The 24764-nt window shown below is 42.7% G+C and carries 24 protein-coding genes and 6 pseudogenes; 23 read left to right on the forward strand and 7 right to left on the reverse strand.

Features of this window, described 5'->3' with window-relative positions:
* The first annotated feature begins 15 nt into the window (after nucleotides 1-15).
* The 5 genes and pseudogenes from QMK20_RS13040 to QMK20_RS13060 all read left to right on the forward strand — a co-directional run.
* Entirely contained in the window at nucleotides 16-354 is a 339-nt protein-coding gene (locus QMK20_RS13040; RefSeq protein WP_283656053.1) for a PTS lactose/cellobiose transporter subunit IIA, read from the forward strand.
* A gap of 2 nt (nucleotides 355-356) precedes the next feature.
* Nucleotides 357-647 carry a PTS sugar transporter subunit IIB gene (locus tag QMK20_RS13045; RefSeq protein ID WP_283656267.1) on the forward strand — a complete coding sequence of 97 codons (291 nt, stop codon included), beginning with the start codon at nucleotides 357-359 and terminating at the stop codon, nucleotides 645-647.
* A 17-nt stretch (nucleotides 648-664) separates the two neighbouring features.
* The gene (locus QMK20_RS13050) at nucleotides 665-1966 is read left to right on the forward strand and encodes a PTS sugar transporter subunit IIC (protein ID WP_283656054.1); all 1302 of its coding nucleotides are present in this window, start codon (nucleotides 665-667) and stop codon (nucleotides 1964-1966) included.
* On the forward strand, nucleotides 1953-3446 hold the full coding sequence (locus QMK20_RS13055; protein WP_283656055.1) for a glycoside hydrolase family 1 protein: 1494 nt from the start codon (nucleotides 1953-1955) through the stop codon (nucleotides 3444-3446). The genes QMK20_RS13050 and QMK20_RS13055 overlap by 14 nt, the downstream gene beginning before the upstream one ends.
* 647 nt (nucleotides 3447-4093) lie before the next feature.
* Nucleotides 4094-4366: pseudogene (locus QMK20_RS13060) on the forward strand (transposase); the annotation flags it as partial.
* A 24-nt stretch (nucleotides 4367-4390) separates the two neighbouring features.
* On the opposite strand, the pseudogene QMK20_RS13065 reads toward QMK20_RS13060, so the two are convergent.
* A pseudogene (locus QMK20_RS13065) lies at nucleotides 4391-4940 on the reverse strand (TetR/AcrR family transcriptional regulator).
* Between the two features lie 332 nt (nucleotides 4941-5272).
* Here QMK20_RS13065 and QMK20_RS13075 point away from each other — a divergent pair.
* From QMK20_RS13075 to QMK20_RS27690, 17 genes and pseudogenes are all read left to right on the forward strand, one after another.
* A pseudogene (locus QMK20_RS13075) lies at nucleotides 5273-6512 on the forward strand (ISL3 family transposase).
* Between the two features lie 217 nt (nucleotides 6513-6729).
* On the forward strand, nucleotides 6730-7788 hold the full coding sequence (locus QMK20_RS13080; RefSeq protein WP_283656059.1) for an NAD(P)-dependent alcohol dehydrogenase: 1059 nt from the start codon (nucleotides 6730-6732) through the stop codon (nucleotides 7786-7788).
* A gap of 85 nt (nucleotides 7789-7873) precedes the next feature.
* Nucleotides 7874-8338 (forward strand): NAD(P)H-binding protein, encoded by a 465-nt coding sequence (locus tag QMK20_RS13085; protein WP_283656060.1) that lies wholly within the window; start codon nucleotides 7874-7876, stop codon nucleotides 8336-8338.
* Nucleotides 8339-8359: 21 nt separating this feature from the next.
* Nucleotides 8360-9118: a carboxymuconolactone decarboxylase family protein gene (locus tag QMK20_RS13090; RefSeq protein WP_283656061.1), complete on the forward strand. Its 759-nt coding sequence runs from the start codon at nucleotides 8360-8362 to the stop codon at nucleotides 9116-9118.
* 87 nt (nucleotides 9119-9205) lie between these two features.
* Nucleotides 9206-10015, forward strand: a pseudogene (locus tag QMK20_RS27390) (SDR family oxidoreductase).
* A 39-nt stretch (nucleotides 10016-10054) separates the two neighbouring features.
* On the forward strand, nucleotides 10055-10462 hold the full coding sequence (locus tag QMK20_RS13105; protein ID WP_283656268.1) for a cupin domain-containing protein: 408 nt from the start codon (nucleotides 10055-10057) through the stop codon (nucleotides 10460-10462).
* 327 nt (nucleotides 10463-10789) lie between these two features.
* Nucleotides 10790-11647 carry an aldo/keto reductase gene (locus QMK20_RS13110; protein WP_283656064.1) on the forward strand — a complete coding sequence of 286 codons (858 nt, stop codon included), beginning with the start codon at nucleotides 10790-10792 and terminating at the stop codon, nucleotides 11645-11647.
* Nucleotides 11648-11703: 56 nt separating this feature from the next.
* On the forward strand, nucleotides 11704-12693 hold the full coding sequence (locus tag QMK20_RS13115; RefSeq protein ID WP_283656065.1) for an aldo/keto reductase: 990 nt from the start codon (nucleotides 11704-11706) through the stop codon (nucleotides 12691-12693).
* Between the two features lie 66 nt (nucleotides 12694-12759).
* Complete coding sequence (locus QMK20_RS13120) at nucleotides 12760-13794, forward strand: zinc-binding dehydrogenase (RefSeq protein WP_283656066.1); 1035 nt, start codon at nucleotides 12760-12762, stop codon at nucleotides 13792-13794.
* A gap of 732 nt (nucleotides 13795-14526) precedes the next feature.
* Nucleotides 14527-14664: pseudogene (locus QMK20_RS13125) on the forward strand (aldo/keto reductase); the annotation flags it as partial.
* Nucleotides 14664-15740, forward strand: a complete 1077-nt coding sequence (locus tag QMK20_RS13130) for an MFS transporter (RefSeq protein WP_404580072.1) — start codon at nucleotides 14664-14666, stop codon at nucleotides 15738-15740. The pseudogene QMK20_RS13125 and the gene QMK20_RS13130, both read left to right, overlap by 1 nt.
* A gap of 36 nt (nucleotides 15741-15776) precedes the next feature.
* Nucleotides 15777-15965, forward strand: a complete 189-nt coding sequence (locus tag QMK20_RS13135; protein ID WP_283656067.1) for a hypothetical protein — start codon at nucleotides 15777-15779, stop codon at nucleotides 15963-15965.
* A 244-nt stretch (nucleotides 15966-16209) separates the two neighbouring features.
* The gene (locus QMK20_RS13140) at nucleotides 16210-16488 is read left to right on the forward strand and encodes a flavodoxin (protein ID WP_283656068.1); all 279 of its coding nucleotides are present in this window, start codon (nucleotides 16210-16212) and stop codon (nucleotides 16486-16488) included.
* Nucleotides 16489-16534: 46 nt separating this feature from the next.
* Nucleotides 16535-16795: a hypothetical protein gene (locus QMK20_RS13145; RefSeq protein WP_283656069.1), complete on the forward strand. Its 261-nt coding sequence runs from the start codon at nucleotides 16535-16537 to the stop codon at nucleotides 16793-16795.
* Nucleotides 16753-16848 (forward strand): stalk domain-containing protein, encoded by a 96-nt coding sequence (locus tag QMK20_RS27685; RefSeq protein ID WP_404580062.1) that lies wholly within the window; start codon nucleotides 16753-16755, stop codon nucleotides 16846-16848. Before QMK20_RS13145 ends, QMK20_RS27685 begins: the two co-directional genes overlap by 43 nt.
* A gap of 477 nt (nucleotides 16849-17325) precedes the next feature.
* Complete coding sequence (gene xerS, locus QMK20_RS13150) at nucleotides 17326-18396, forward strand: tyrosine recombinase XerS (RefSeq protein ID WP_283656070.1); 1071 nt, start codon at nucleotides 17326-17328, stop codon at nucleotides 18394-18396.
* Between the two features lie 75 nt (nucleotides 18397-18471).
* Nucleotides 18472-18918, forward strand: a complete 447-nt coding sequence (locus QMK20_RS27690; RefSeq protein ID WP_404520136.1) for an MFS transporter — start codon at nucleotides 18472-18474, stop codon at nucleotides 18916-18918.
* A gap of 394 nt (nucleotides 18919-19312) precedes the next feature.
* Here QMK20_RS27690 and QMK20_RS13155 read toward each other — a convergent pair whose 3' ends face one another.
* From QMK20_RS13155 to QMK20_RS13180, 6 genes and pseudogenes are all read right to left on the reverse strand, one after another.
* Nucleotides 19313-20005, reverse strand: coding sequence for a pseudouridine synthase (locus QMK20_RS13155; protein ID WP_283656071.1), 693 nt, complete (start codon nucleotides 20003-20005; stop codon nucleotides 19313-19315).
* A 90-nt stretch (nucleotides 20006-20095) separates the two neighbouring features.
* A complete protein-coding gene (locus QMK20_RS13160) occupies nucleotides 20096-20290 on the reverse strand; it encodes a DUF3934 family protein (RefSeq protein WP_044647596.1) in 195 nt (64 codons plus the stop codon).
* A 383-nt stretch (nucleotides 20291-20673) separates the two neighbouring features.
* Nucleotides 20674-21687 (reverse strand): FecCD family ABC transporter permease, encoded by a 1014-nt coding sequence (locus QMK20_RS13165; RefSeq protein WP_283656072.1) that lies wholly within the window; start codon nucleotides 21685-21687, stop codon nucleotides 20674-20676.
* Nucleotides 21684-22709 (reverse strand): FecCD family ABC transporter permease, encoded by a 1026-nt coding sequence (locus QMK20_RS13170; protein WP_283656073.1) that lies wholly within the window; start codon nucleotides 22707-22709, stop codon nucleotides 21684-21686. Before QMK20_RS13170 ends, QMK20_RS13165 begins: the two co-directional genes overlap by 4 nt.
* A 34-nt stretch (nucleotides 22710-22743) precedes the next feature.
* Entirely contained in the window at nucleotides 22744-23730 is a 987-nt protein-coding gene (locus tag QMK20_RS13175; protein ID WP_283656074.1) for an ABC transporter substrate-binding protein, read from the reverse strand.
* A 271-nt stretch (nucleotides 23731-24001) separates the two neighbouring features.
* Nucleotides 24002-24133, reverse strand: a pseudogene (locus QMK20_RS13180) (FusB/FusC family EF-G-binding protein); the annotation flags it as partial.
* A 183-nt stretch (nucleotides 24134-24316) separates the two neighbouring features.
* Between QMK20_RS13180 and QMK20_RS13185 the strand changes: the two are divergent.
* Complete coding sequence (locus tag QMK20_RS13185) at nucleotides 24317-24760, forward strand: VOC family protein (protein WP_283656075.1); 444 nt, start codon at nucleotides 24317-24319, stop codon at nucleotides 24758-24760.
* The last annotated feature ends 4 nt before the right edge of the window (nucleotides 24761-24764 follow it).

Consider the following 24764-nt stretch of genomic DNA (forward strand, 5'->3'; position numbering starts at 1 on the left):
GAGCGGAGAATCAATATGGATTACGAACAAACCATTATGCAAATTATTGCCAGCAGTGGAGAGGCGAGAAGCCTTAGCTTAAAAGCAGTGAGAACCGCCAGACAAGGAAAGCTGGACGAAGCAAGTGATCTGATCAAGCAAGCGAAGGAAAGTCTGACCAAGGCGCATAAGGTCCAAACTCAGTTGATTCAGGCGGAGGGCCGGGGAGAGAAAACGGAAATTACGATTCTTTTGATTCACGCTCAGGATCATTTGATGAATGCTCTGACAGTCAGAGAATTAATTGTCGAACTGATTGAAGAGATTAAGGAGCGTAAAGCATTGGAACAACAATTGAAAGGATCGGTGAGCTAATGTTGAAAAAAATATTGCTGGTATGTTCGTCGGGTATGTCTACAAGTATGCTGGTTGAAAAGATGAAGGAGTCAGCGATCTCCCAAGGCATAGAGGTTCTCATTGATGCAACGGCTGAAAGTGAGGTAGAGAAATTTGGTGATGTGGATATCGTCCTATTAGGACCACAAATCGGGCATATGGAGGATGAGTTAAGAGCAATTCTTCCGATGCCGGTACTGACCATTAATATGATGGATTACGGCATGATGGATGGAGAAAAAGTGTTAAATACGGCCTTGAGTAATATTTAAATAAGGAGGCTTACTCTGTGGGCTTAAACGTAGAAGTGATAAAAAAGAAGGTCATTTCAACAGCAAGTAAAATAAGTAAAAATAAATATCTTTCTTCAATATCCGAAGCATTAACCTCTGTCATGCCCGTTTTGATGCTGGGCTCGTTTGCTACGTTATTTGCTAATCTTAATATTGATAGTTACCAAAACTTTATTCAACGTACAGGTCTGAAACAGGTTTTTCAAATCCCTGGCAGTGTATTAATCACGCTTTTGTCCATTTATGCAGTGTTTTTTATCGCTTATCGGTTGGTCAGTAATTTGAATCCCAAGGCGGATAATGCAGGTGCAGGTCTCATCGGGTTGATGTCCTTTTTCATTTTGACACCGATTACTAAAGTAGATGAGGTCAATGCGTTCACCTTCAATTATTTGGGAGCACAAGGCTTATTTGTAGCAATTATAGTAGGACTTGTTGTAGGTAAATTATATGTCATGATTATCAATAGAAACTTGATTATTAAAATGCCTAAAGGGGTACCACCGACTGTAGCCAAAACGTTCGCCAACCTCATTCCAGGTACGATAATAGTTATTGTTTTTACAATGATCAGCTATCTGTCTTCCTTAACGGATTTTGGGAGTTTACATCAGATGATTTACACTTCCATACAGGCACCACTGCAGAATATTGGCGGAGGTTACTGGTCGCTTGTGATCTTTGTATTTGTTGTTCAGCTATTGTGGTTTTTCGGGATTCATGGATTTATGGTTGTCAGCCCGATATTTTACAGTGTATGGTTGCCGTTGGGATTGGCCAACCTTGATGCGATCAGTAGAGGAGAAGCACATACCAATATTCTTAGCGGAGGTTTTTACAACTCGTTTGTAGTCATCGGCGGATCAGGTGCTACGCTTGGATTAGCCATTTTACTGGCCTTCTTTGCGAAAAGCAAAAGATACAAGACTCTGGGGCGGCTTGCTTTTCCGGCATCCATCTTTAGTATTAATGAACCTATAATTTTCGGGATTCCGCTGGTACTCAACCCATTCATGTTCATACCGTTTGTGTTTGGACCAATTATCGTATCAAGCTTTGCTTACTGGTCGATGAACTTAGGTATTTTCCCAATAGCGAACGGGACTCATTTCCCGGCTGGAACGCCGATTATCTTGAATTCATTTGTCAATGGCGGTATTAGGTTAGTTGTACTTCAATTAATGTGTATTGCATTGCAGGTGATCATTTACTATCCTTTCTTCAGAATTATCGACAAAAAATCAATTGAAGACGAACAAAACGCGATTACTCAGGGGGCTGACAATGTCACAGTATAATTCAGGGCATCAAGGATTTCCGGTGAATTTTTTGTGGGGAGGGGCAATTGCAGCTTGTCAGGCCGAGGGTGGTTTTGGTGAGGATCATAAAGGCATGTCTGTATCCGATATATCATTTTATGATCCTCACTCCGACCGTGTAGATTTGTCAAAGCACAGCAATATCACTTCGGAATTGATAGAACAGGCGCTTAATGCTGACAGTACGAAAGGTTATCCTAAAAGAGACGGTGTAGATTTCTATCATCGGTATGCAGAAGATATTGCTTTATGTGCGGAAATGGGCTTTAAAGTGTTCCGCTTCTCCATTGCTTGGAGTCGGATCTTCCCTAACGGAGATGAACAAGAGCCGAATCTGAAAGGGCTAGAGTTCTATGACCGGGTGTTCGATGAGCTGGAGAAGCATCATATAGAGCCGCTGGTTACACTCTCCCATTTTGAGCTTCCGCTTCATATTGTCAATCAGTATGGAGGCTGGAAGGATCGTAAAGTCATTGAGATGTTCACCAACTTTGCTGCTGTTCTTTTTAACCGTTACAAACATCGGGTTCGCTACTGGATAACATTTAATGAGATTAATGCGGGCAGATTTGCTACCTTTAAATCCACCGGAATCGTGGAGGATCGAACGGAGAATTACTTACAGGATATCTATCAGGCCGTTCACCATCAATTTGTAGCGAGTGCTCTGGCGGTAAAGTTATGTCATGACATTGCTCCGGAGAGCAAGATTGGCTGTATGATTGCCCGTCTGACGACATATCCTGCCACCTGTCATCCCGACGATATTATGCAGGCTACCTTGGATGACCAATATGGAAACTTCTTCTATATGGATGTGATGGTTAGAGGTTATTATCCTTCATATATGAACCGTTATTTCCTGGAGAACAGTATTGAGATTATTAAAGGCGAAGAAGATGATGCGATTCTAAGAAATAATATCGTGGATTTCATCAGCTTGAGCTATTATGTATCATCGATTACTACGAATGATAAGGAAAGATTGAAGAGCTTGCAGCAAACAGAGGGGAATCTGACCAGAGGATTAAAAAATCCTTATCTGATAGCTTCTGATTGGGGATGGCAGATTGACCCTGTAGGGCTTAGATATTCTTTAAATACGATCTATGATCGTTATCAGAAGCCATTGTTTATTGTAGAGAATGGGTTGGGTGCCGAGGATATTCTGGAAGATGATCACAAGATTCATGATGCGTACCGCATAAGCTACTTGAAAGAGCACATCAAGCAAATGAAAGAAGCTATTATCGATGGTGTGGAGCTAATTGGATATACGCCTTGGTCTGCTCTGGATATTATTTCATCCGGGACTTCCGAAATGTCCAAACGATACGGTTTTATTTATGTGGACAAAGATGATGAGGGCAAAGGAACACTAAATCGTTATCCAAAAGACAGCTTTTATTGGTACAAACAGATTATTGAAAGCAACGGTGCAGATTTGCACAACTGGTAACTCAAGGCTGGATCTTCCTTAGGGAGGGCTCCGGCTTTTTTTCTACAGATGTCTAATCAACTAACAAATTTATTTTCTACCTGTTTCAGATAGGCGACAGGGTCTCGACGGAAACATCTGCGTTTCGTAGATTCTGCGAGCCGTGTAAGATTGAGTATGAAGTCCAACGGCAAACAACTCATCTGGAGAAGGAGGGACATATAAGTTATCCTCTCATAAGACTTTGTCATAAATCATGATAACGTCTATTTTGGGATCTGCCGCAGGACAATGAAGTATACGCATGAAAAGCAGCGATATTCTCAGCTTTTTTGTTTTAACGGGACCTGACATGTGAAGATGTCGAAGGACAAGAACTTGTATTCACATATGATTAGATAATCATCTAATTATAGTGTAACTGGACAATTGCTCATGAAGAATTGGTATTTACCGAAACGGAGGTCATTCCCGAGAACGTAAGCCTTCGTATTCCTTCGTCTTTTGTAGAAATGCCGGAGTCCTTTGCCTCAATGAAATATCCTTTTGAGCGTCGGACCAAGCTTATTTTCACCGATGATTCCTTATCCATCAATATTAACGTGAACCCGACGGAAAACCGGATGTTTAACGATGAGATGGAGAAATTCCAAGCCGAACTGTTAGGGATGTTTGCAGATATGAAAGAAAAGCATGGCATGCGGTGGGCCACCTTGCGAGGGCTAGAGAAGGTGACCATGCAGGCGATGCTCGTTTTCGCTTGCATGAATCTCAAAAAACTAGCCACCTGGCTATGGCGCCCAGGTGGTTCAAAGCAAGGATTTTCCATTTTACAGCATTTCATAGCCCAAATAACAAGACAAACCCCGGAGTTCCGTTCGGAACAAAGGAGGTTTGTCTGCAATCTGAAGCCACCTAGTAAAGGTGGCTTTTCATTATAAAAATTGAAGTTATAAGTTTAATCCCTACTCACAAACTCTTTCCAACAAAGCTCCCAACTGTTCTGCTAATTCTAGATGGGTTACAGGTCGGTCGTTCGTAAACCACCATTCGACTACTCCAACATACGAAGAAGCCAGAAAATAAACAACAAGATCTTTATTTAACCCTTCGTTTATTCCCTTAGTATTATCCACTTCATCCTGAAACTCTTCAATAAGAAATTTCAAGAATCGATTGCGGAAAAAAAGGTGCTCCTTTACTTGCCAGCATCATGGAGAAAAATGCGTAATTACGCTCAAAATATTCTGTCCAAATCACGGACCCTGTAACAAAATCCAAATCGGCAGCTGCTTCACATCTTTCCCGGAGTTCATTAATATGAGTTTCAATTAGTTTATCCAGCAAATCGTATTTATCCATGTAGTGAAGATAAATCGTTCCGCGGCTGACATTTGCTTGATCTGAGAGATCTTGAATGGTAATATCATCAAAATTTTTCTCAGTCATTAGTTCAATTACTGCTGTTTTTAATGCTTCCTGTGTTTTAAGGATTCTTCTATCGACTTTAGACATTTGGCTCACCGAACTTTCTTTTATTATCTAAATATAATAAGGGTTCGTAAATTAACACGCTCATAACAACGGATAACGATTTATTTTCTGAACTTTTTTTTAATTATAAACAGATGTTTATTATTTTATCAACACAATGTATAAACGAAATGGAGTCAAACCGACTTAACTAGAGGCTAATATCCGGAAAACGCAATAGATAATGAACGTTTTTTGGCTCTACACAAAACATAGTGCTTGAAAAAACATAGAAATTATGCTGGAAAAATAGAAAAACATCTGAACATTCCGTAAGATGGTTGTGCGACCAATCCAACTTCGAGGAATGACAGATGCACAATCAGTATACCGATCTTTTGCTTGACTTGCCAGAGGTGAAAACAGAAAAAGTCTTGGAAGTGGGTGAGCAAACGCTTCATGTGGAGGTCTCTCCAGTTGCTCATAAGCAAGCTTGTCCACAATGCCGATCACTTGATTTTGTGATTCGGAAAGGGAGCAATCCAGCGCGTACCATTCGCCATGGTGAGGCTTTTGGTAAATCCATTTATGTACGGGTTCCTGCGATCCGACTGTTTTGTAAGCAGTGTCAGTGTGGATTCGTCTGGCAATACACCTTCGTCGATTCGGGGGAAACGTTACAGCCACGCCTTTGAAAAGCAAGCGATTCGTACGGCAACCGCAGCTACGGTTAAGCACAGTGCCGATCTGCATGCCATGCCCGCCAGTACGCTCCAAACGAAGTACCAACACTGGTTAGCGTTGGCAAGCGAACGCCTTCAGGAACGCGTGTGGCAAGACGCTGCTTGTACTTCCAAGCTTGTGCTGGGTGTAGACGATTTTGCCATCCGAAAAGGCCATACCTACAACACGGGCATTCATAACTTGAGGGGCGAAGCGTTACTAGATATTCTTCCTGGCCGAAAATTGGAGGAACTTCGAGCCTATGCGAAGCAGCATTCATTCTTTTTGGAGCTTCGTCCCATTGCGGTGGTGATGGATCTGGCTCCGTATTACCATACCTGGATTCAGGAATGCTTTCCGAAGGCGATTCGTATTGCGGATCGCTTTCATGTTCATCGGTATGTGATCGAGGCGCTTCAAGCCGTCCGAAAAACGACCCAAACGACGCTTTCTTCTCGAGCGAAAGCGAATTTGAAAGCCAAGCATCGGTTGCTAAACCCCAAAGAGGAGTCCTTGTCCGTTGAAAGGCATAAAGAACTGAAAGAGATTTTAGATTACTCGTCCTTGCTTGGGCAAGCCCATGCCTGGAAAGAATCGTTCAATGAATGGTACGACTGTTCGCCGGATGTCAACACCGCGAATCGTTGGCTTGAGACCTGGTTTGTTCAAGGGGAGCAAATGCAGCATCCGGCTATTGACGCCTGCGTAAAGACCATTCGAAACTGGCGGACAGAGGTCGTCAACTACCACCGTTGCCGATGGACGAATGCAGCGGTTGATGGCAGAAACAACCGAATGAAGGCTTTTCAACGGCGGCATTATTTCACTCGCAACAGAAAACGTTACGTACAAGGACTTCTTGTTGAATGTAACCAATCTCGCTATGGTTAGTGTAAGTCAAGCACTAACTTTAGTGTAGAGCCCGTTTTTTATATTTCTATTCATTAATGTACAAATCGCTTCAAATTAACAATAGGAAATAATTTTAAGAAGATTATAATAATAGACATATGCACAATAAAGTAATTGTGCATATTAATTTTCAAATAGGATGAGACTAAAATCGTATCCGAATCATTCACTCTATAGGAAAGGGATGTTGTATAACATGTGTAACCATCATAAAAACATAACTACTCAAGTGCTAAGTGTTCCAAGTGCGAAAGCACCATTTGAACAAACTACCATAGAACGGAGAGATTTGCGGCCAGATGATGTCTTAATCGACATTAAATATTGCGGTATCTGCCATTCTGATATTCACAATGCTCATAATGATTTTGGCAGCGGAGTTTTTCCGATGGTTCCAGGGCATGAAATTGCAGGTGTTGTTACCGCTGTAGGCAGGGATGTGACAACATTCGCTGTTGGTGATCGTGTCGGCGTAGGCTGCTTTGTTGACTCATGCGGTGAATGTGACTTCTGCCGTAGAGGTGAAGAGCAGTTTTGTCGGAAAGGTGTGGTCGTCGTATTTAACTCAATTGGTTACGACGGGGACCTAACATACGGTGGATATAGCCAGAAAATCGTTGTAAAGGATAAGTTTGTTGTACGTATTCCGGACGGCTTGGAACTGGATGTAGCAAGCCCGCTGTTGTGTGCAGGTATTACGACATACTCGCCTCTGAAACACTGGAACGCCGGACCAGGTAAGAAGGTAGCTATTTTGGGAATGGGGGGACTTGGTCATCTGGCTGTTCAGTTTGCCCATACGATGGGTGCTGAAGTAACTGTCCTGAGCCAAAGTATGAACAAAAAAGATGAAGCTCTTGCGTTTGGCGCGAATCACTACTATGTAACCACTGATCCCACCACGTTCACTGAGTTGGCTGGTCAATTTGATCTGATTTTAAACACAGTGTCTGCAAATATCGACGTTGATGCCTTTCTATCCATCCTTAATGTGGACGGGGCACTAGTAAATCTTGGTCTGCCAAACAAGCCAGATCAATATAATGTTTTCTCCTTATTTGCTGGGCGTCGGAGTATTACGGCATCCAACGTTGGCGGTATCAGAGAAACACAAGAGATGCTCGACTTTTCGGCTGAGCACAGTATCGCTCCTATGATCGAGGTCATTCGGGCTGACCAAGTTGACGAGGCATATGAACGTGTCCTCAGCAGTGATGTGCGTTATCGGTTTGTCATCGATATGTCAACATTGTAATCGTTTATTTTGATGAAGGAATACATCTACTTAGATACTCTTTAGCACTTATGGTGTTATTTAACCATTTTTAAAAGTGCTCCTTTTGCATAATCATTACCGTCAGGATCAAGATGTTGTATATGCTAACTTGGGTGGCTCTGATATTGTTCAGAAAACTCAGAACATGATCGAGGCGATGAACGCCTTGAAGGTTAAAAGAGGAATATTTATCAATATTCTAGGAATTTATGATGAAGTGCCTGGAAAATTTGGAGAATGGAATAAGCGGATGGTGGGTAGCGGCATGGATGCTTGGCGGAAATCAGCAAGATTGATTGAAGAATCCGATCTTGATTATACGATATTAAGATGTACCTGGTTCACCAACAAAAATGAAGTTGACTACGAGTTAACCGAAAAGGGGGAACCTTTGAAAGGTACGGAGATTTCTCGGAAAAGTATTGCTGCCTTGGTTGTTAAATTAGCGGAATCAAAAGAGTGGGGGATTCGTCGCAGTTGGGGGGTTAGCAAACCAAATACAGCACGCGATAAACCAGCTTTTTATTAGATGCAATAGGAGGAGTAAACCATGAGAATTACGGAAGCAGCACAAAAGTATCATGAAAGAATGTTTCCAGGCTATGAATCTAAGTTTTTGGAAACAGATCCGGAGTTTATTGAATTATTCGATAACTTTGCGTTTGATGAAGTAGTGAATCAGGACGATTTGGATGATCGGACACGTATGATGGCGATTTTGTCCGTTTTAATTGGATGTCAAGGAATTGACGAGTTTAAAGCAATGCTTCCAGCAGCACTGAATTTTGGCGTTACGCCTGTGGAAGCAAAGGAAATTGTCTATCAGTCCGTACCTTATCTTGGCATTGGAAGGGTATTTCCTTTTCTGCATGCAGTGAATGAAGTATTGACTTCACGAGGTGTTGAACTACCTTTACCGAGCCAGGCAACTACAACCACGGATACCCGTTTGGAAGCAGGGATTCAAGCGCAGGTGAACATTTTTGGAGAAAGCATGCGGGATTTTTGGAAATCAGGACCGGAAGAGAGCCGGCACATCAATCACTGGCTGGCAGATAACTGCTTTGGGGATTACTATACCCGAAAAGGGCTCGACTACAAACAAAGAGAGATGATTACCTTCTGTTTTCTTTTGGCCCAGGGTGGATGTGAACCTCAGTTGACCAGCCATGCTTCCGCCAATATGAGGCTTGGAAATGATAAGTTGTTTCTGATTAAGGTTATCTCTCAATGCCTGCCTTTCATAGGTTATCCGCGCAGCCTGAATGCTCTCCGGTGTGTGAATGAAGCCGCGGCCAAATCGGAATAAAAAAGCGATCTAATTATTCTTATACGCGAATACGCGAACAACGCGCTCCTGCACATTAAACCAATATACTTTTTGGAGGAATTTATGATGAGTAATCGTACATGGCTTATTACAGGTGTCAGTAGTGGCTTTGGTTATGAGATGACCAAACAGCTACTTGAGAAGGGGGACAAGGTTATCGGCACAGTACGTAACAAAAACAAAGTCGCCGAGCTCCTTGAGAAGTATCCAGTTACCTTCATTTGCGAAATTCTGGATGTAACTGATGTTCCCGCTATTCATAAGCTGGTTGACGGCTCTTTTGAGCAATTTGGACGGATCGACGTTATTGTAAGCAACGCTGGCTATGGCCTTTTTGGGGCCGCCGAGGAACTCTCTGACGCCGAGGTTGGTCACATCATCGCTACGAATCTAACAGGATCTATCCAGCTTATCCGGTCATCTCTGCCGCATCTGCGAAAGCAGGGTGGTGGCCGCATTATTCAGATATCCTCCTAGTACCATGCCACCAAGTTTGGCATGGAGGGATTTTGTGAGTCGGTCGCTCAGGAGGTCGCACCTTTTAACATCGGTATTACATTGGTGGAGCCGGGCGGTGCTCGTACCGAGTTCCGCTATGGCAGTGCACAGGTAGCGAATCTAATGTCAGAGTACGACGGTAATCCGGCGCATGGCTTTTTGAAAATGCTGGACGCTTCTAATGGACTAGCTCCAGGTGACCCTGTACGTATGGCGTCCCGAATCATAGAGAGTGTCGAACAAGAACCAGCGCCGATGCGAATGGTACTCGGCTCTCAAGCGCTGACAAATACCATTTCGACCCTTAAAGCCCGCGTTGCCGACTACGAGACGCAGACTGAACTGGCAGCTTCTACTGATTTTCCTGTGGGAGAATAAAAGGTTCTAGACTCTTTGAACAGAAAGAAGGAATCGATGATGGAAAATAGACAACTTAGCAACAGTACCATTTTTCCGTTAGGAGAAAAGGTACAAGCAAACTTTATGGGTGACGCCTACCTGCAAATGGTGTTTACAGATCCGGCGCCTCTTAATACGGCGATCGGAAATGTTACCTTTGCTCCAGGGGCCCGCAATAACTGGCACGCTCATCAGGTTGGGCAAGTTCTGTTAGTTACCGGCGGCAAAGGCTGGTATCAGGAAGAAGGCAAACTTGCCCGATTACTCAAAACGGGTGATGTGGTCAATATTCCACCTAACGTGAAACATTGGCATGGTGCGACTAAAGACAGTTGGTTTGTACATCTGGCCATGGCTCCAGGAGAAACCGAATGGTTTGAAGCGGTCGCTGATGATTACTATACAAAACAAATCAATCTTAATTAACCATTGAATCCCTAATCATTTAAAGAGTGCTTGAATTCGGTATTAATTTTTCCATTTTTCTCAAACGCAGTTTTGACTGCAAATGTCCCTAACAACGGACTGTTTGTTTTTTGAGTAAGGGATGAATAATAGAATATTCATCTGAGTTTGTTCATTATTATACAAATTATGTATTTTTGACAATTTCATATTTTATGAATTAGGATATAATTTTTATCAGTGGAATATTAATGGAATGAAATCCATTAATTTTGACTTTTGATGAATAGAGGTGGCATCTTTCCAATATTGGAGATCTGCTGCAGTTAAAAATGAGGAGGAATTGAAATGGAATATGTAACTTTAAATAACGGAGTAAAGATGCCTATTTTAGGCTATGGCGTTTACCAAATTTCCGATCAAGATGAATGCGAAAGATGCGTACTTGATGCTATAAATACAGGCTATCGTTCCATCGATACTGCACAGGCTTACCAAAATGAAGAAGCTGTAGGTCGTGCCATCAAGAAAAGTGGAGTAGCCAGAGAAGAGTTATTCATCACTACTAAAGTTTGGATTTCCAATGCAGGATATGAAAAAGCCAAAGCCTCTATTGAGGAATCACTGAGAAAACTTCAACTGGATTATCTGGATTTACTTCTCATCCATCAGCCATTTAATGATTATTATGGTACGTATCGTGCAATGGAAGAACTCTATAAGGTAGGTAAAATCAAAGCGATCGGGGTAAGCAACTTCTACCCGGACAGATATATCGACCTTGTTCAGTTTAGTGAAGTGGTTCCGGCTGTCAACCAAGTGGAAACACATGTCTTCAACCAGCAGGTAAAAGCACATGAAATTATGCAGAAATATAACACGCAGATCGAATCCTGGGGTCCATTTGCAGAAGGAAAAAACGATTTGTTTTCCAACGCAACCTTACAGGAAGTGGGCGATCAATATAACAAATCTATTGCCCAAGTTGCTTTACGTTTCTTGATTCAGAGAGGCGTGGTGGTGATTCCAAAAACGGTGAATAAAAATAGAATGGAAGAAAACTTCAACGTATTTGATTTTAAACTGACGGCAGAGGATATGGAAAAAATAGCTGTACTGGATACAGGAGAAAGTGCATTTTTCTCCCACTATGATCCGCAAACTGTAGAGTTTTTAACCGATTACGGAAAAAAAGGTTTGGAATAAGTATAAGGTTTCATAACCGAAAGAAGGCTGTTTCAGGAAGAGAGGAGGAACTTGGCATGAAAAAAAGAATTCTTGGTAAAGACTTGGAGGTTTCAGCCATCGGCCTCGGCTGCATGGGTATGAGTCACGCTTACGGTCCGGCAGCTGATAAAACCGAAATGATCAAACTGATTCACCAAGCTTTGGATCTCGGTATCACATTTTTCGATACCGCAGAAGTGTATGGTCCCTATGAAAATGAGGAACTGGTGGGTGAAGCATTAAAAGAGGTTCAGAATGAAGTATTGATTGCCACCAAGTTTGGAGTTCACTTTGAACATGGCCAGAGTGGTGCACTCTTAACGGACAGCAGACCAGCTACCATCCGCAAAGCAGTGGAAGGTTCCCTCAGACGGTTGAGAACAGATCATATTGATCTGTACTACCAGCATCGTGTTGATAAAAAAGTACCTGTGGAGGAAGTTTCAGGTATAATGGATGAGCTCATTAAGGAAGGAAAAATTACACATTGGGGAATGTCGGAGGCGAATTCCGATGAAATTAGAAAAGCCCATGCTGTATGCCCGGTAACCGCTGTTCAAAGCAGATATTCCATGATGAGCCGCCAGAAGGAAGAGGATACTTTCCCGACGGTAGAAGAACTGGGAATTGGCTTTGTTGCTTTTAGCCCATTGGCAAACGGTTATTTGTCCGGAAAATATGATAAGAACTCTCGTTTTGAAAGCAGCGAAGAGAAAGGGCTCGACTATAGAAGTTTCTTACCGCAGTTTAAACCAGAGAACATGGATGCAAATCAAGCTCTGATCGATTTGATTAATCGCTTTGCGAAGGAAAAGGAAGCAACCGCAGCACAAATCTCGCTAGCATGGATGCTTGCTCAAAAGCCGTACCTTGTGCCGATTCCAGGGACCCGAAAACCGGAACGCTTGGTCGAGAACGCGGGTGCAGCGGAAGTCGTCCTTTCTGCAGAGGAATTAAACAGAATAAATGGGGCATTATCTCAACTCACGATAACTGGTGAATACCTTGGCGGGCGCACTAAATAAACAAGCTATTACGAAATAGAAAAGATCGCTGTAAAGCAATTTTTTAATAAAAGGTGGAGAATTGGTATGAAAGCAAATATTATGTACGCTGCAGGTGATGTGCGCGTAGAAGAATTGCCCGTTCCGAGATTGCAAGAACAAACGGATGTCATTTTGAAGGTGGTCGCTGCCTGCGTTTGCGGAAGCGATCTGCATCCTTATCGCAGCATGCATCCTCATGAGCATGGCGAAGGTGAAGCAATGGGGCATGAAGTGATTGGAAAAATTGAAGAAATGGGTTCAGACGTTTCTGGTTTCAAGAAAGGCGATTTGGTCGTCGTTCCTTTTGCTTATGGAGATAACACATGTCCGTTTTGTCAAGAAGGATTGATGACTTCTTGTGAGCATGGGGGCTTTATGACTGGCTGCCAAGCGGAATTTGTTCGAGTTCCTCAAGCACAAGGAAGCATGTTCAAGTTGCCTGACGAAATTGATGAAGACTCCCCTTTATTGCCATCCCTGTTAACATTATCTGACGTCTACGGCACTGGTTATCATGCGGCGGTAATGGGTCGCGTGAATGAGAATACGACTGTAACAGTTATTGGTGATGGAGCTGTTGGCCTTCTTGCTATTCTGTCAGCAAAGAAACTCGGCGCGAAGAAAATCATTCTTATGGGCCGTCATAAAGAGCGGACAGATCTAGGTATTGAATTCGGCGCCACAGATGTTATTTCTGAACGCGGAGAAGAAGGCGTAACGAAAGTCCGAGACCTGACAAATGGTGAAGGAACACATGTCGTTCTTGAATGTGTCGGGCTAAAGCCTGCTTACGATATGAGTGTTGGCATTGTCCGGGCCGGCGGAGTTATCAGTCGTGTTGGGGTTCCGCAGTATGATGAAGCTGCCGTTGGTTTTGAAAGTCTTTTCGGGCGTAATATTACGCTTACGGGAGGTCCTGCGCCAACACGTGCATATATGGAAGAATTATTACCGGACATTCTTGACGGAGCAGTTAAACCTGGCCGTGTATTTGACGTAACGGTTGATCTGGACGGTGTTCCGGAGGGTTATCGCGCCATGAACAACCGTGAAGCACTCAAAGTATTAATTAGACCTTAATAAATACTTCGAGACAAGATCGCAAGCGAGCTTAATTTGTACTGATTTATAAATTTAGCGGCTTTTATGTTGTAAGGGCTCAAGTTCTTATCCCGAATTGAGGAAAAGAACTTGAGCCCTTTGTTGCAAAGGACATGAACATAGTACTATGCCGATTTGAAGCATTAGGTCTGAATAATGTGGACTTCAAGCAAAATGCAAAAATAGGGCAGACAAGTGCCAGTATGGGACATTAACGATCAAATGCAACGTGCTTAAGAGAAATAGGCAATAAATTAGCACAATTGAGATATTACATCTGACTCCATCTATAAGATAATCTTAAATATAAACTACCTGTTCCTAATAATTAACTTATGATTGGATAAGATATGATGTCAAATTAAAATCAAAGAGTTTCATACATGAACCTAAAATCCACAGGTATGTCCGATTAGACATTGTAAAGAACACCAAAATTTTCAGAAAAATAATTAACACTTTAAAATAATTGGTTTACTAATGAACATATCTCATCCTTTTAACAATTGCATGTATCCTGTTTTCACTTATAATTATAAACAAATGTTCAATAGCGTATTAATGTTTAATTATAGTTAACGTGGAGAAGCATGATAAAATTCGCTAGGTTGGAAAAGCAGAATTATAGGTAACGATTTGTATTTGTGAACTATGACTTTCGGTAACCGGTAAAAGGTACCGACCACTAACAAAAAAGGAGTGCGTTGAATAATGGACTATGTCAAACTTGGACGTACCGGCTTGGAAGTTTCAAGATTATGCCTTGGCTGTATGAGTTATGGGGTACCCGAACGCGGAATCGCTCCATGGTCGCTGAATGAAGAGGAAAGCAGACCATTCTTGATAAAATAGCGTCATCAGCCGGAGTATCCGTATCGACTGCAGGTCAGCTGATCACTGTATTCGCGCTCGGGAATGCAATAGGAACACCTATCGTAATGATAGCTACAGCGAAGATGAACCAGCGCAAGCAATTATTAATGGCGCTTATAATCATCTTGCTCGGAATCGCTTCAACCCTTTCTCTTTCAGGTTTTTTTTTATTGATAGCATCTCGTGTTGTCCTTGGACTCGGGACCGGAATTTTCGTAGTTACAGCGTATTCGCTGGCCTCAAAGCTGGCTTCTCCCGGACAACAGGGCTCTGCGATGTCCAATGTGGCTATGGGATTCAGCTCCTCACTTGTGTTTGGAGTTCCAATCGGCCGTATCATCGCAGCCTCCTTTGATTGGAAGACCATATTCTGGGGCATAGGCTTATTATGCCTGGTGGCGGTCTTTTTAGTGGCAAAATTTATTCCGGCGATGGAAGGAGAAGCTTCTGTGCCGTTATCGCGGAGGCTCTCTTTCCTGAAGCAGCCGCGGATTGCCATCACACTGGGTGTGACTTTCTTTGTATTTGTTGGCTTTTCAGTGGTAGATACCTATATTACACCTTTTCTCGCTGCAGTGATGCCAACGATGGAAAGTAAGATGAGTGTCATCCTGCTAACCTTAGGGATAGGAAGCTTAATGGGATCCAGATTAGGCGGCTTCCTGGCGGATCGCATTGGCATTATTCGTACGCTTTTCTGTTCGATGGCGGTACAGGCTCTTGCCTTGGTGCTGCAATCCGCCTTCTCTGGATGGATAATCGCAACCATAGTGTTCCTTATGGTTTGGGAAATCGCCGTCTGGACGTTCGGCCCAACCCAGAATTTCAATCTCGTATTGCTTGCTCCTGAGGCTTCCAGTATTGTTCTAAGTTTAAACAGCTCGTTCGTACAGCTGGGCTTTGCTGCAGGAGCGGGAATAGGCGGTATAGCAATTGGAAGCTTTTCAATATTGAATATCCCTTGGATCAGTGCCATTTCGGTAGTAATTGCTGCCGCTATCGCAGTTCTATCGCTAAGCCGGGGCCGTTCATTTGTAAAATCGCAAGGATAATTTCCCAAAGAGAAAACAGTGAAGGAAGCGACCGATTTGACAAAATGCAGAACGATTTCCTTACTTTTGGTTCTTGCGTTATCGATGACACTGCTTGCAGCATGTACTGACAACAGCGCCGAAGAACTGCCGAATATTGCATCCAGCCAAAGCCACTCCCTGTTCCAACAGAAAGCAAGTTTGCTGAGGGACAGGCTGACAGTGGACACGGTAAAGCTCTCGTAGTTTATTTCACTAAAGTAGGAACTATCTCCTCAACTGAAGATGCAGATGCGGTATCCTCGGCAAGTCTGAGAGTCGGTGATTCAAGTACAGCTGGAACTACAGAAGTGATTGCTGGTATGGTGCAGGCAGCAGTGGACGGCGATCTTTTCCGGATTGAGACAGTAACGCCTTATCCAGAAGATTATGAAGCAACGGTGAAAGAACGGCAGGGTACAAGCCGCCGCTAAAAACCAAAGTGGAAAATATGGATGACTACGATGTCGTGTACCTGGGACATCCCATCTGGGGAATGAGCCTCCCTGCGCCAATTGTTTCTTTCTTATCGGAATATGATTTTTCGGGCAAAACCATCATCCCCTTTTGCACGCATGCGGGGTATGGGCCGGGGCAGACTGTTTCAGCCATAAGAGCGCTTGTTCCTGGGGCAACTGTTCTTGATGGCTTTGATATAGAGCGCACTGAAGTCTCAAACGCAGAAGAAGCTGTATCCGCGTGGCTGCGTGAAATCGGGATGGATGTGTGAACTAATCCGGAGCACTCCGGTAAATAATAATCGAAAGGCGGGATAGATGATGCGTGAAAATTGGAGACCTTATGTAGTTACAATTCTATTGCTGGCTTCTCCATTAACCTTCGGATGGAATCATGTGGAAGCAGAGGGTGCTGACCAGAAGGAGATCGTTCTGCGGGCTGGCGATCCTTCGGTTAAGATCAATGGCACAGAAATCGTGCTGGCTACAGCACCTAAATCAATAGGCAACAACCGCTCCGGTTTATTGGAACCCAGTTGGGAGCTGACGTTCAGTGGCTGCAGCAGGAGAAATCCGTGAAATATGAGACATCAGAAATGAATATCCAGCTGTGGATAGACCAAAAAAGGTAGTTGTGAACGGAAAAGAAATTTTCAGGTGGCCATTGGACTTCAACGACTTGAATGGATAGAGCAAAATATTGTTGGCAAATTCATTGCAACCAAACAGTACGATATAAAAAATCAGCAAAGGTAGCCAATCTTAAATGGAACAGACTAAGTGAGTCAGAGAAATTAGCACTCCAGGAATTTTATTTGGCTGGCATCAAGGCATACTTAAGTTTTAGTCCAAACAGAGTTAATCGTAACCAAAGAGAAGAGGATCTCCTTTTTGTTGCTTCCACTGATCTAAGAGCGCGTATATGTCATTGTTGACGATGTTCTTTCTGTAAGCACTGAGATGATCTATTCTACCTGATTGAGAAATGTTTAAATTGTAAGAACATATTCCTGTTATCCTACGAAATTGGATATAATAATTACGTAAAATAATAATTTGACGAATAAATAATAATGAGATATATTGGATTCACGGAGGTTCGTACATATATGGATAAACAGATGAAAATTCACTACATGCAACGAATTGATGAGAAACTGTCTGATTTACCTTGGTATGTTACAGAATATATAGATAGCAAAAAACGCAAATTATCTCCAACGACACTTCTTAATTATTGCCATGATTACATTATCTTTTTTGATTGGCTTATCGCTGAGAATATAACTTCATCAATTCGGAAAGAAATACACTTAGAAACACTGGAGCGATTAACCATTCGTGAAGCGGAAAACTTTTTGTCATTCCTGGATTATCAGCTTGGAAACAAGAAGCTTACGATTAATCGTAAATTATCCTCGCTAAAATCTTTGTTTGATTACCTTCAGAACAAGGCTGAAACCAGTGACCTGAAGCCTTATATTCAACGAAATGTTATGGCCAAAATGGATTTGAATGCCGTAAAAGAAAGCCAAGAAACCATTGCAAACCGTATTGAAGGAAAGATCCTTAGAGATGATGATTTTGAATTGTTCAGACAATTTGTAGCCTATGATTTTGGCGAAAAGCATAAAGACAATAAACGGATCTTTACGTTTCATCAATTTAACCGTGAACGTGACACTGCGATTGTTTCGTTGATATTGGGTTCTGGGCTTAGATTATCCGAGGTTGCAGGCATTAATATGGATGACCTAGATATGAATAAAGCTTTAGTCCGAGTGATACGCAAAGGTGATAAAGAACAATACGTGTACTTTAGCAAACAAGCTTTAATGGATCTGGAAAGTTATTTGCAGGTCAGAGAATCAAGATATATACCAGAAAAACACGAAAACTATTTATTCATTGCAGCTCCTGTAGGCCGTAAAGGAAAAAGCCGGCGTTTAACACAACGCTCAATTGAAAAGCTGATTGAAAAATATGCGACTGGGTTTGGAAAACCCTCTTTAACAGTGCATTCGCTTAGACACTCCTTTGCAACTCGATATCATCTCGAAAATAACGATGTACCAAGATTAAAGAATCAATTAGGACATTCATCTATTCAAACAACAATGATTTATACTCACTTAACAGACGAAGAGATGCGTAATGCTGTAAATAACATGGATCGATAAACCCGCGGTACTATGCGGTTTTTCTTAGACATATGCACAAAATCCGTATTTTAATCAAATGTCTGTAATAGAACTTTGAACTTTCTCCTGTTTAGCGTCATCCTTGGCTGTAAACAGATAGGTCAAGTTGGACTCTCCATTCGTAAGAGGTATAATGAGCATATTTTATTTTATCCGGGCATGATCTTCTTTGCACTTGGATTATTTCTGTTAAGTCAGGCCCATACGGGCTCTTGGGTCATGATTGCAAGTGTTTTCTCCGGTATAGGATATGGAGCGCTGTTTTCTTGCCTACAAGCTACTATACTAAAGCTATCTCCATCTGATCGCACAGGGGTTGCAAACGGTACATTCTTTTTGCTATTTGATCTTGGGTATGGCGTGGGCACCTATGTTATGGGGATCATCGCTTCTTACTCAAGCTACAGTTTAATGTATATGTCTGCTGCTGGTATTGCGATCGTTTCTCTTATTCTGTACTATGTTCTACATCATCGCCAAGTACAATATGACGTCATGTAGACAATTAGGAAGAATGTTCTGTTCAACTGCAGTAAGCTGCAAAACTCCTCTTTTTGTTTATTGGGAAAATGGGAAAACATATGTGCCGTACCTTACAAATACAAATGAGACAGACCGTGTTGAATTTTGAAATAAGAAGAGCCTACAAAACCACTCACATGTGATTTTGTAGGCTTTTCTGGATTGATCCAGGCGATTTTGCAAAGAACCCTGAATGTGTTTGGGTTGCTCTACGAGTATCTCAAGTAGTACCTCAAGTTTGGGCGGTTCCTCATTCCAATCAGCGGCTTTAGTCCCTTTGTAAATAATCGGTCAAAATTTTCAGGGAGTTGCATAGCCTCACCGATAAATTGAACGCAAACTTCTCCTGATATTCCTTCCACAGCATTGATTGTTATCTCAACGTAGAAAGAAGCACCTTTAGCTCCTCCCCATCCAGATGTCTCCATTCTCCCCGTTCCAGCTCGTTCAAGGAAATATTCATGATCCGGATACGCTCCAGCTTCAGCACCCTGAACCCCAAAGCCTTGCACATTCTGCGGATTTGCAGATTCAGGCCCTGGGTCAAAATAATGCGAAACTCATATTCACCTTGCTGGTAAACGTCACATGGTTTAGTGATGACGTTTAATATTTCAACACCGCGGGACATAGCCTGCGTAAACTCGCTTGTAACAGGTTTGTCCACGGTCACCACATATTCTTTCTCATGACCATGCTCAGAACGCATCATTTTATTAACGATATCTCCGTCATTCGTTAGTAAAATCAACCCCTCCGATGCCTTATCCAGCCTGCCAATGGCAAAAATCCGTGAAGGGAAGTTTACATAACTAATAATATTGCCAGCAACCTGTTCCGCCGCCGTACACACAATGCCGATGGGCTTATTCAGGGCCAAATATACAGGCTCGCTATTATTAACCGGAATCGTTTCCCCATCAATCAGTACGGAATCCTGCGGCTCTACATTCGCTCCAGCTTCGCAAACCGTGCCATTAATCGTGATTCGCCCGGCTGCAATCAATCTATTCGTTTCCCTGCGTGAGCAGAACCCCGTTCCGCTTATGTACTTATTAATTCGCACTATTCACCTGCTTACTTCGAATTAAAAACACCTGATTGCTTTTGCCAAATCAGGTGTTCACCTTTTTGAACTACGATATACTTGCCCGGCTTACTTACTTCTGCCGCCGCTTTTATTACCACTTGGTTTGGTACTGCCGCCTTTTGCGCTGCCTGCGGCTTTACTTCCCGGCGCACCTGTAGAAGCGTTTTTTACCCTTGTGGGCTTCGCTGTTTTGTTCCAACGTGTCCAGCCCTTACTACCTGTACCTCTGCCGGTTCCGCCGCCCTTACTTTTTGCACCCATGTGATCACTCCAATAGTAGTCGTTCAGATTTAACTAAGCTATCATACCATTACTTCGGATATAATGCCTGCTTGTTTTTTAAAATATATCTCTGTGAATCAAAAAAGTTCTAGCAAAACCGGCGTTAATAATATCAGCATGTTGCATCATTCGATTCCCAACGCTTGGAAGTACAATAGATAGACGAGCTAAACCGTTTCGATCTATATATTGCTGATTTGAAATCGCTCTTGGGATTGTTGCAAAATGCTCAAATAAATATGTCATCTTAGCAGCATATGTATTCCCGATATTTCACTATTCTATCATTCAAATTAAAAAGGCGTTAACTCGAAGCAAGCTCACAGCTCATATCGGTTAACGCCCTTTGGGTTATATATGGATCAGCTGGCCTTCGACAACAAATAAAGGAAATAAGGAGTCACCAGGATCGTGATAATGATGCCTGTCGGGATATCTGCTCCAAAACTGATCGTGCGGGTGATCGTATCCGCGATCAGAATGACCAGCGCCCCTACCAATGCCGTGGTAGGCAGCAATAGCTTATGATTAGGCCCTACCAGCTTGCGCGCCAGATGTGGACTAACCATCCCTACAAAAAAGAAGTTCCCGCCAAGGGCTACGCTACCAGAGGCGAGTGCCACCGCAGCAATAGTAAGACCAATAAATTCCCCTTTGATCGCTACACCGAGTCCCGATGCTGTCTGGTTCCCCAAGTTCAACGCATTAAGAGTGTACGACTTATAAAAGACGTAAAAACTAATGATGAGCACCCAAGGAAGCAGTACCATAATGTAGCTCCAGTCATCTCCCCACAGGCTTCCAGCCTGCCAGCGCAAAGCAAAATCATATTGCTTCTCGTCCAGCTTCAGTGTAATCATTAATGACAATGCGGAGTAACCACTGCCCATAGCAACGCCTGTTAAAATCAAGCCGGTTGGCGAAATTTCTTTCCTCCGCCTATAGGCGAACAAGAAAATAAGAATCGCGGCTACAATGCCCCCTGCAAAGGCCAGTCCCGGCAGGACGATGGGCGAAAACAATCCCTCACTGGCGAATACAGTAACATACAAAAGTACGAACAAGCCAGAGCCGGAACTGATTCCCAGCGTACCAGGACTGGCCATGTCGTTTTTAAGTAAGCTTTGCATAATACAACCCGAAATAGCCATACCAATGCCGACCAATATACCTAGAACGATACGCGGCAGGCGAAAATCAAATACAATCAGATTCTGCTTGCGAGTCCCTTCACCAATGATAACCTTGAATACTTCCATAGGGGACAGATTCATCTTGCCCACATTCATACTGAGTACCGCCACCAGGATCGTCAGCACAACTAACAATACAATAATCCCTATACTTCTGGCAGTTGCATTGCGAGGCTGGTTCAACTAAACTCCCTCCTTTGCTTACGCACAAGGTAGAGAAAATAAGGTACACCCACCAATGCAAAGATAATACCCAGCGGTGTTTCATGGGGGCGGTTAATAAGTCTTCCCAGCAAATCCGCTGCTACTAAAAAAACTCCACCGTACAGTGCTGAAGCCGGAATGATATACCGATAATCCGTTCCGATCAGATGACGCATGATGTGCGGTACAATCAGACCCACAAAACCAATGGGACCCACCACAATGACAGAAAGCCCTGTGAGCACCAAGACAATTAAGGTCGAAAAGCCTTTGATTCTATTGGCATGAATACCCAAGCCTGATGCTACATCCTCTCCGAAGCTTAAGATCGTGATGGAGGGAGAAAGAATAATGGCACAGATCACACCCAATATGAATAAGGGCGCAATGATAGCCAATTCGTTCCACTGGGCACTGGCTGTACCACCTGCCGTCCAATAATCAAGTGCTTGGCCGATCTTATATTTAATAGCAATAAAAGAACTAAACGCACCAAAAAGCATGGAGATGGACATTCCAGCTAACACCAGACGCTGAGGGGTCATCCCCCGTTTACCTATAGATGCAATATAATACGTAATTCCAGTAGTCACTGCCGCACCCAGACAGGAATACAGCATCGTTTCTGCATAGGTGCGACCGGGTAAAAAGGCCATACATAACGCGATAGCAAATGTCGATCCTGAGCTAATACCAATGAGCCCAGAGTCTGCCAGCGGGTTACGGGTAGTTCCCTGCATAATGGCCCCGCAAACCGCCAGACTGCACCCTACAATGATGTCAGCCACCGTACGCGGGAAACGCAGAGTGTGAATAATCTGATGCTCTGTAATACCAGGATCAAACTGAAACACAGCGCCCCATGCTAATTTCAGGCTCATTTCCGCGGCTCCAAAGGTAATAGAAGCTGCGGTTACCAGCAGCAGTAGGATCAGACCTAAGATCATGTATCCTATAAAATGAAGTGTTCCTTTTTTGTTTTGCTCTTTGTGAGTAGACATATATTACATCCTTAATGGGTCAATTATGCTCTGCTTACTTCGTCTTTTCCAGCAATCTGTTTGTGATATAGTCCAATTGCCCCGTCATGCTCAAAACGTCAGAGTAGTAAAACAGGCCTGCATAATCCGCTGGAATCTCGATGATATTCCCATTTTTTACGGCCGGGATACTGCTCCATATTTTCGTTTTGGCAAACTGAGATTCCTTGCCTTCCTGCTTGAACCAGAGGACATAGTCGCCAAAATATTCAGCAGCCACTTCATAGGATAAAGATCCTCTGCTCTCTCCTGAATCTTTTACTAACTTTTCGAGTTTTTTCGGTTTGTGAAGTCCGATATAGTCATACAGCAACGTTCCGCCGCGTGAGCCTGTTTCATAATATACTCCGTAGGAGTCGCTACCCCAATCCTCGAATATACTAAAGGTTTTGTCTTTGAAAATGTCGGATTTTAATTTTTCCTTAGCGTCATTGAGCTTGCTTTCAAAGGTAGCAATCGCCTTGTCAGCTTCTGCCTCATGACCTGTGGCCTGTCCCAAAAATTTGACCCGTTCAAGTGCTGTCATTTTATTTTCAGGCATTACCAAGACGGGCGCAATTTTGGACAGCTTGTCATAATCCTTTGTGTCATATGTAATGATCAAGTCAGGATCATACTTCATGATTTCCTCGGATTCCCACTTTTCAATATTTGGAACTCCATTTAGCTTATCGAAAAAAGGCATGGTTTTTTGCGACCAGCCTGATACCGCAGCCGGTGTCAGGCCCAATGTAAATACGTCCCCAATATACCAGTTGACCACCACACGTTGAGGATTGGCAGGTACCTCAACATCTCCCATGACTGTGGATACGGTACGGGTACCAGAGTCCGTGCTTGCCTCCTTTTTCGTGTCGGTCGCAGACTGCTTGGTAGAGGACTCGGAGGTACCTCCAACGTTGCCGCAGCCCGAAAGAACCAAGATCCAAACAGTAAATACACATAAAAACATGTAAAACCTCTTGTTCATCTTGCTATTCATTCTTTAAAACCCCTTTAGTATATAGTCATTGTAGCTTTACTTAAAATTAGTGATATTGATAATCATTATCACTAATATAAAATTGTAAATTTCTCCTTGCTACTTGTCAACCCTTTCTTCGAATTTGTTACTTTTGTATCACAAAATACATATGTCCTGTTTTTGATCATCCAATAAACATATCTGCCGTTTCTTGCATAAGTTTGCTCAACATTTGAACGTAAAGCAGAACAAAACAGGCTACCTTTTAAGGGCAACGTGTTTTCTAAGTACCCTTTTTTTGGGTCAGCGTGATTCTTCCCTCTATGCCGATGCACTGTCCTTCGAACGGATATACAATGAATAATTTATTCGTAGCAATATCTACCCAGGTCAGATACTTCATATATCGAAAATCGATGGATAGATTCCGCCGATCTCACGAAACGCATTATCCATGATAGATACCAATTCCATTCGGATACTTTTCGTATATTTTAGATGTTGTTCCTTATTATCGAAGTTAGTATTTTTGTTTATGTACAGGTAAATAATAAATGTTGAAACCATAGTCTGTTCAACTAATTAACCCGAAGGAGTGATTCGTATGTCCATTGATGTTTACCTTAATTTTAATGGGAACTGCCGTGAAGCAGCGGAATTTTACGCAGAAGTATTTGAAACGGATAAACCAGAAATCATGACCTTTGGTCAAACGCCGCCTAACCCTGAATATCAGCTGCCAGAAGAAGCAAAAGATTTAGTCATGCATACACGCCTTGATATCGATGGGAGTAATGTTATGTTTTCTGATGTTTTTCCTGGCATGCCTTTTGTTGTCGGGAACAATATAAGCCTCTCCTTCGTCAATAAGGACATTGATAAAATTAAATCACTATTTGATAAACTGAAAAAAGGTGGAGAAGTAGGCATGGAGCTTCAAGAAACATTTTGGAGTAAATGCTATGGCAGTCTTAAAGACAAATTCGGAATTGAGTGGCAGTTGAATTGTGAAAGTGAAGAAACAGACGAGGAAGCTCCTGAAAAATAGTTTG

The sequence above is a fragment of the Paenibacillus sp. RC334 genome, assembly GCF_030034735.1.
Taxonomy (GTDB): domain Bacteria; phylum Bacillota; class Bacilli; order Paenibacillales; family Paenibacillaceae; genus Paenibacillus; species Paenibacillus terrae_A.

What these genes read in the sequence shown, in the direction of transcription:
- QMK20_RS13120 (WP_283656066.1), top strand. Translation starts at nt 12,760, where the DNA reads ATGAAAGCAAATATTATGTACGCTGCAGGTGATGTGCGCGTAGAAGAA.
- QMK20_RS13170 (WP_283656073.1), bottom strand. Translation starts at nt 22,709, where the DNA reads ATGTCTACTCACAAAGAGCAAAACAAAAAAGGAACACTTCATTTTATA.
- QMK20_RS13145 (WP_283656069.1), top strand. Translation starts at nt 16,535, where the DNA reads ATGATGCGTGAAAATTGGAGACCTTATGTAGTTACAATTCTATTGCTG.
- QMK20_RS13080 (WP_283656059.1), top strand. Translation starts at nt 6,730, where the DNA reads ATGTGTAACCATCATAAAAACATAACTACTCAAGTGCTAAGTGTTCCA.
- QMK20_RS13175 (WP_283656074.1), bottom strand. Translation starts at nt 23,730, where the DNA reads ATGAATAGCAAGATGAACAAGAGGTTTTACATGTTTTTATGTGTATTT.
- QMK20_RS13055 (WP_283656055.1), top strand. Translation starts at nt 1,953, where the DNA reads ATGTCACAGTATAATTCAGGGCATCAAGGATTTCCGGTGAATTTTTTG.
- xerS (WP_283656070.1), top strand. Translation starts at nt 17,326, where the DNA reads ATGGATAAACAGATGAAAATTCACTACATGCAACGAATTGATGAGAAA.
- QMK20_RS13040 (WP_283656053.1), top strand. Translation starts at nt 16, where the DNA reads ATGGATTACGAACAAACCATTATGCAAATTATTGCCAGCAGTGGAGAG.
- QMK20_RS13115 (WP_283656065.1), top strand. Translation starts at nt 11,704, where the DNA reads ATGAAAAAAAGAATTCTTGGTAAAGACTTGGAGGTTTCAGCCATCGGC.
- QMK20_RS13090 (WP_283656061.1), top strand. Translation starts at nt 8,360, where the DNA reads ATGAGAATTACGGAAGCAGCACAAAAGTATCATGAAAGAATGTTTCCA.
- QMK20_RS13160 (WP_044647596.1), bottom strand. Translation starts at nt 20,290, where the DNA reads ATGGGTGCAAAAAGTAAGGGCGGCGGAACCGGCAGAGGTACAGGTAGT.
- QMK20_RS13110 (WP_283656064.1), top strand. Translation starts at nt 10,790, where the DNA reads ATGGAATATGTAACTTTAAATAACGGAGTAAAGATGCCTATTTTAGGC.
- QMK20_RS13140 (WP_283656068.1), top strand. Translation starts at nt 16,210, where the DNA reads ATGGATGACTACGATGTCGTGTACCTGGGACATCCCATCTGGGGAATG.
- QMK20_RS13105 (WP_283656268.1), top strand. Translation starts at nt 10,055, where the DNA reads ATGGAAAATAGACAACTTAGCAACAGTACCATTTTTCCGTTAGGAGAA.
- QMK20_RS13185 (WP_283656075.1), top strand. Translation starts at nt 24,317, where the DNA reads ATGTCCATTGATGTTTACCTTAATTTTAATGGGAACTGCCGTGAAGCA.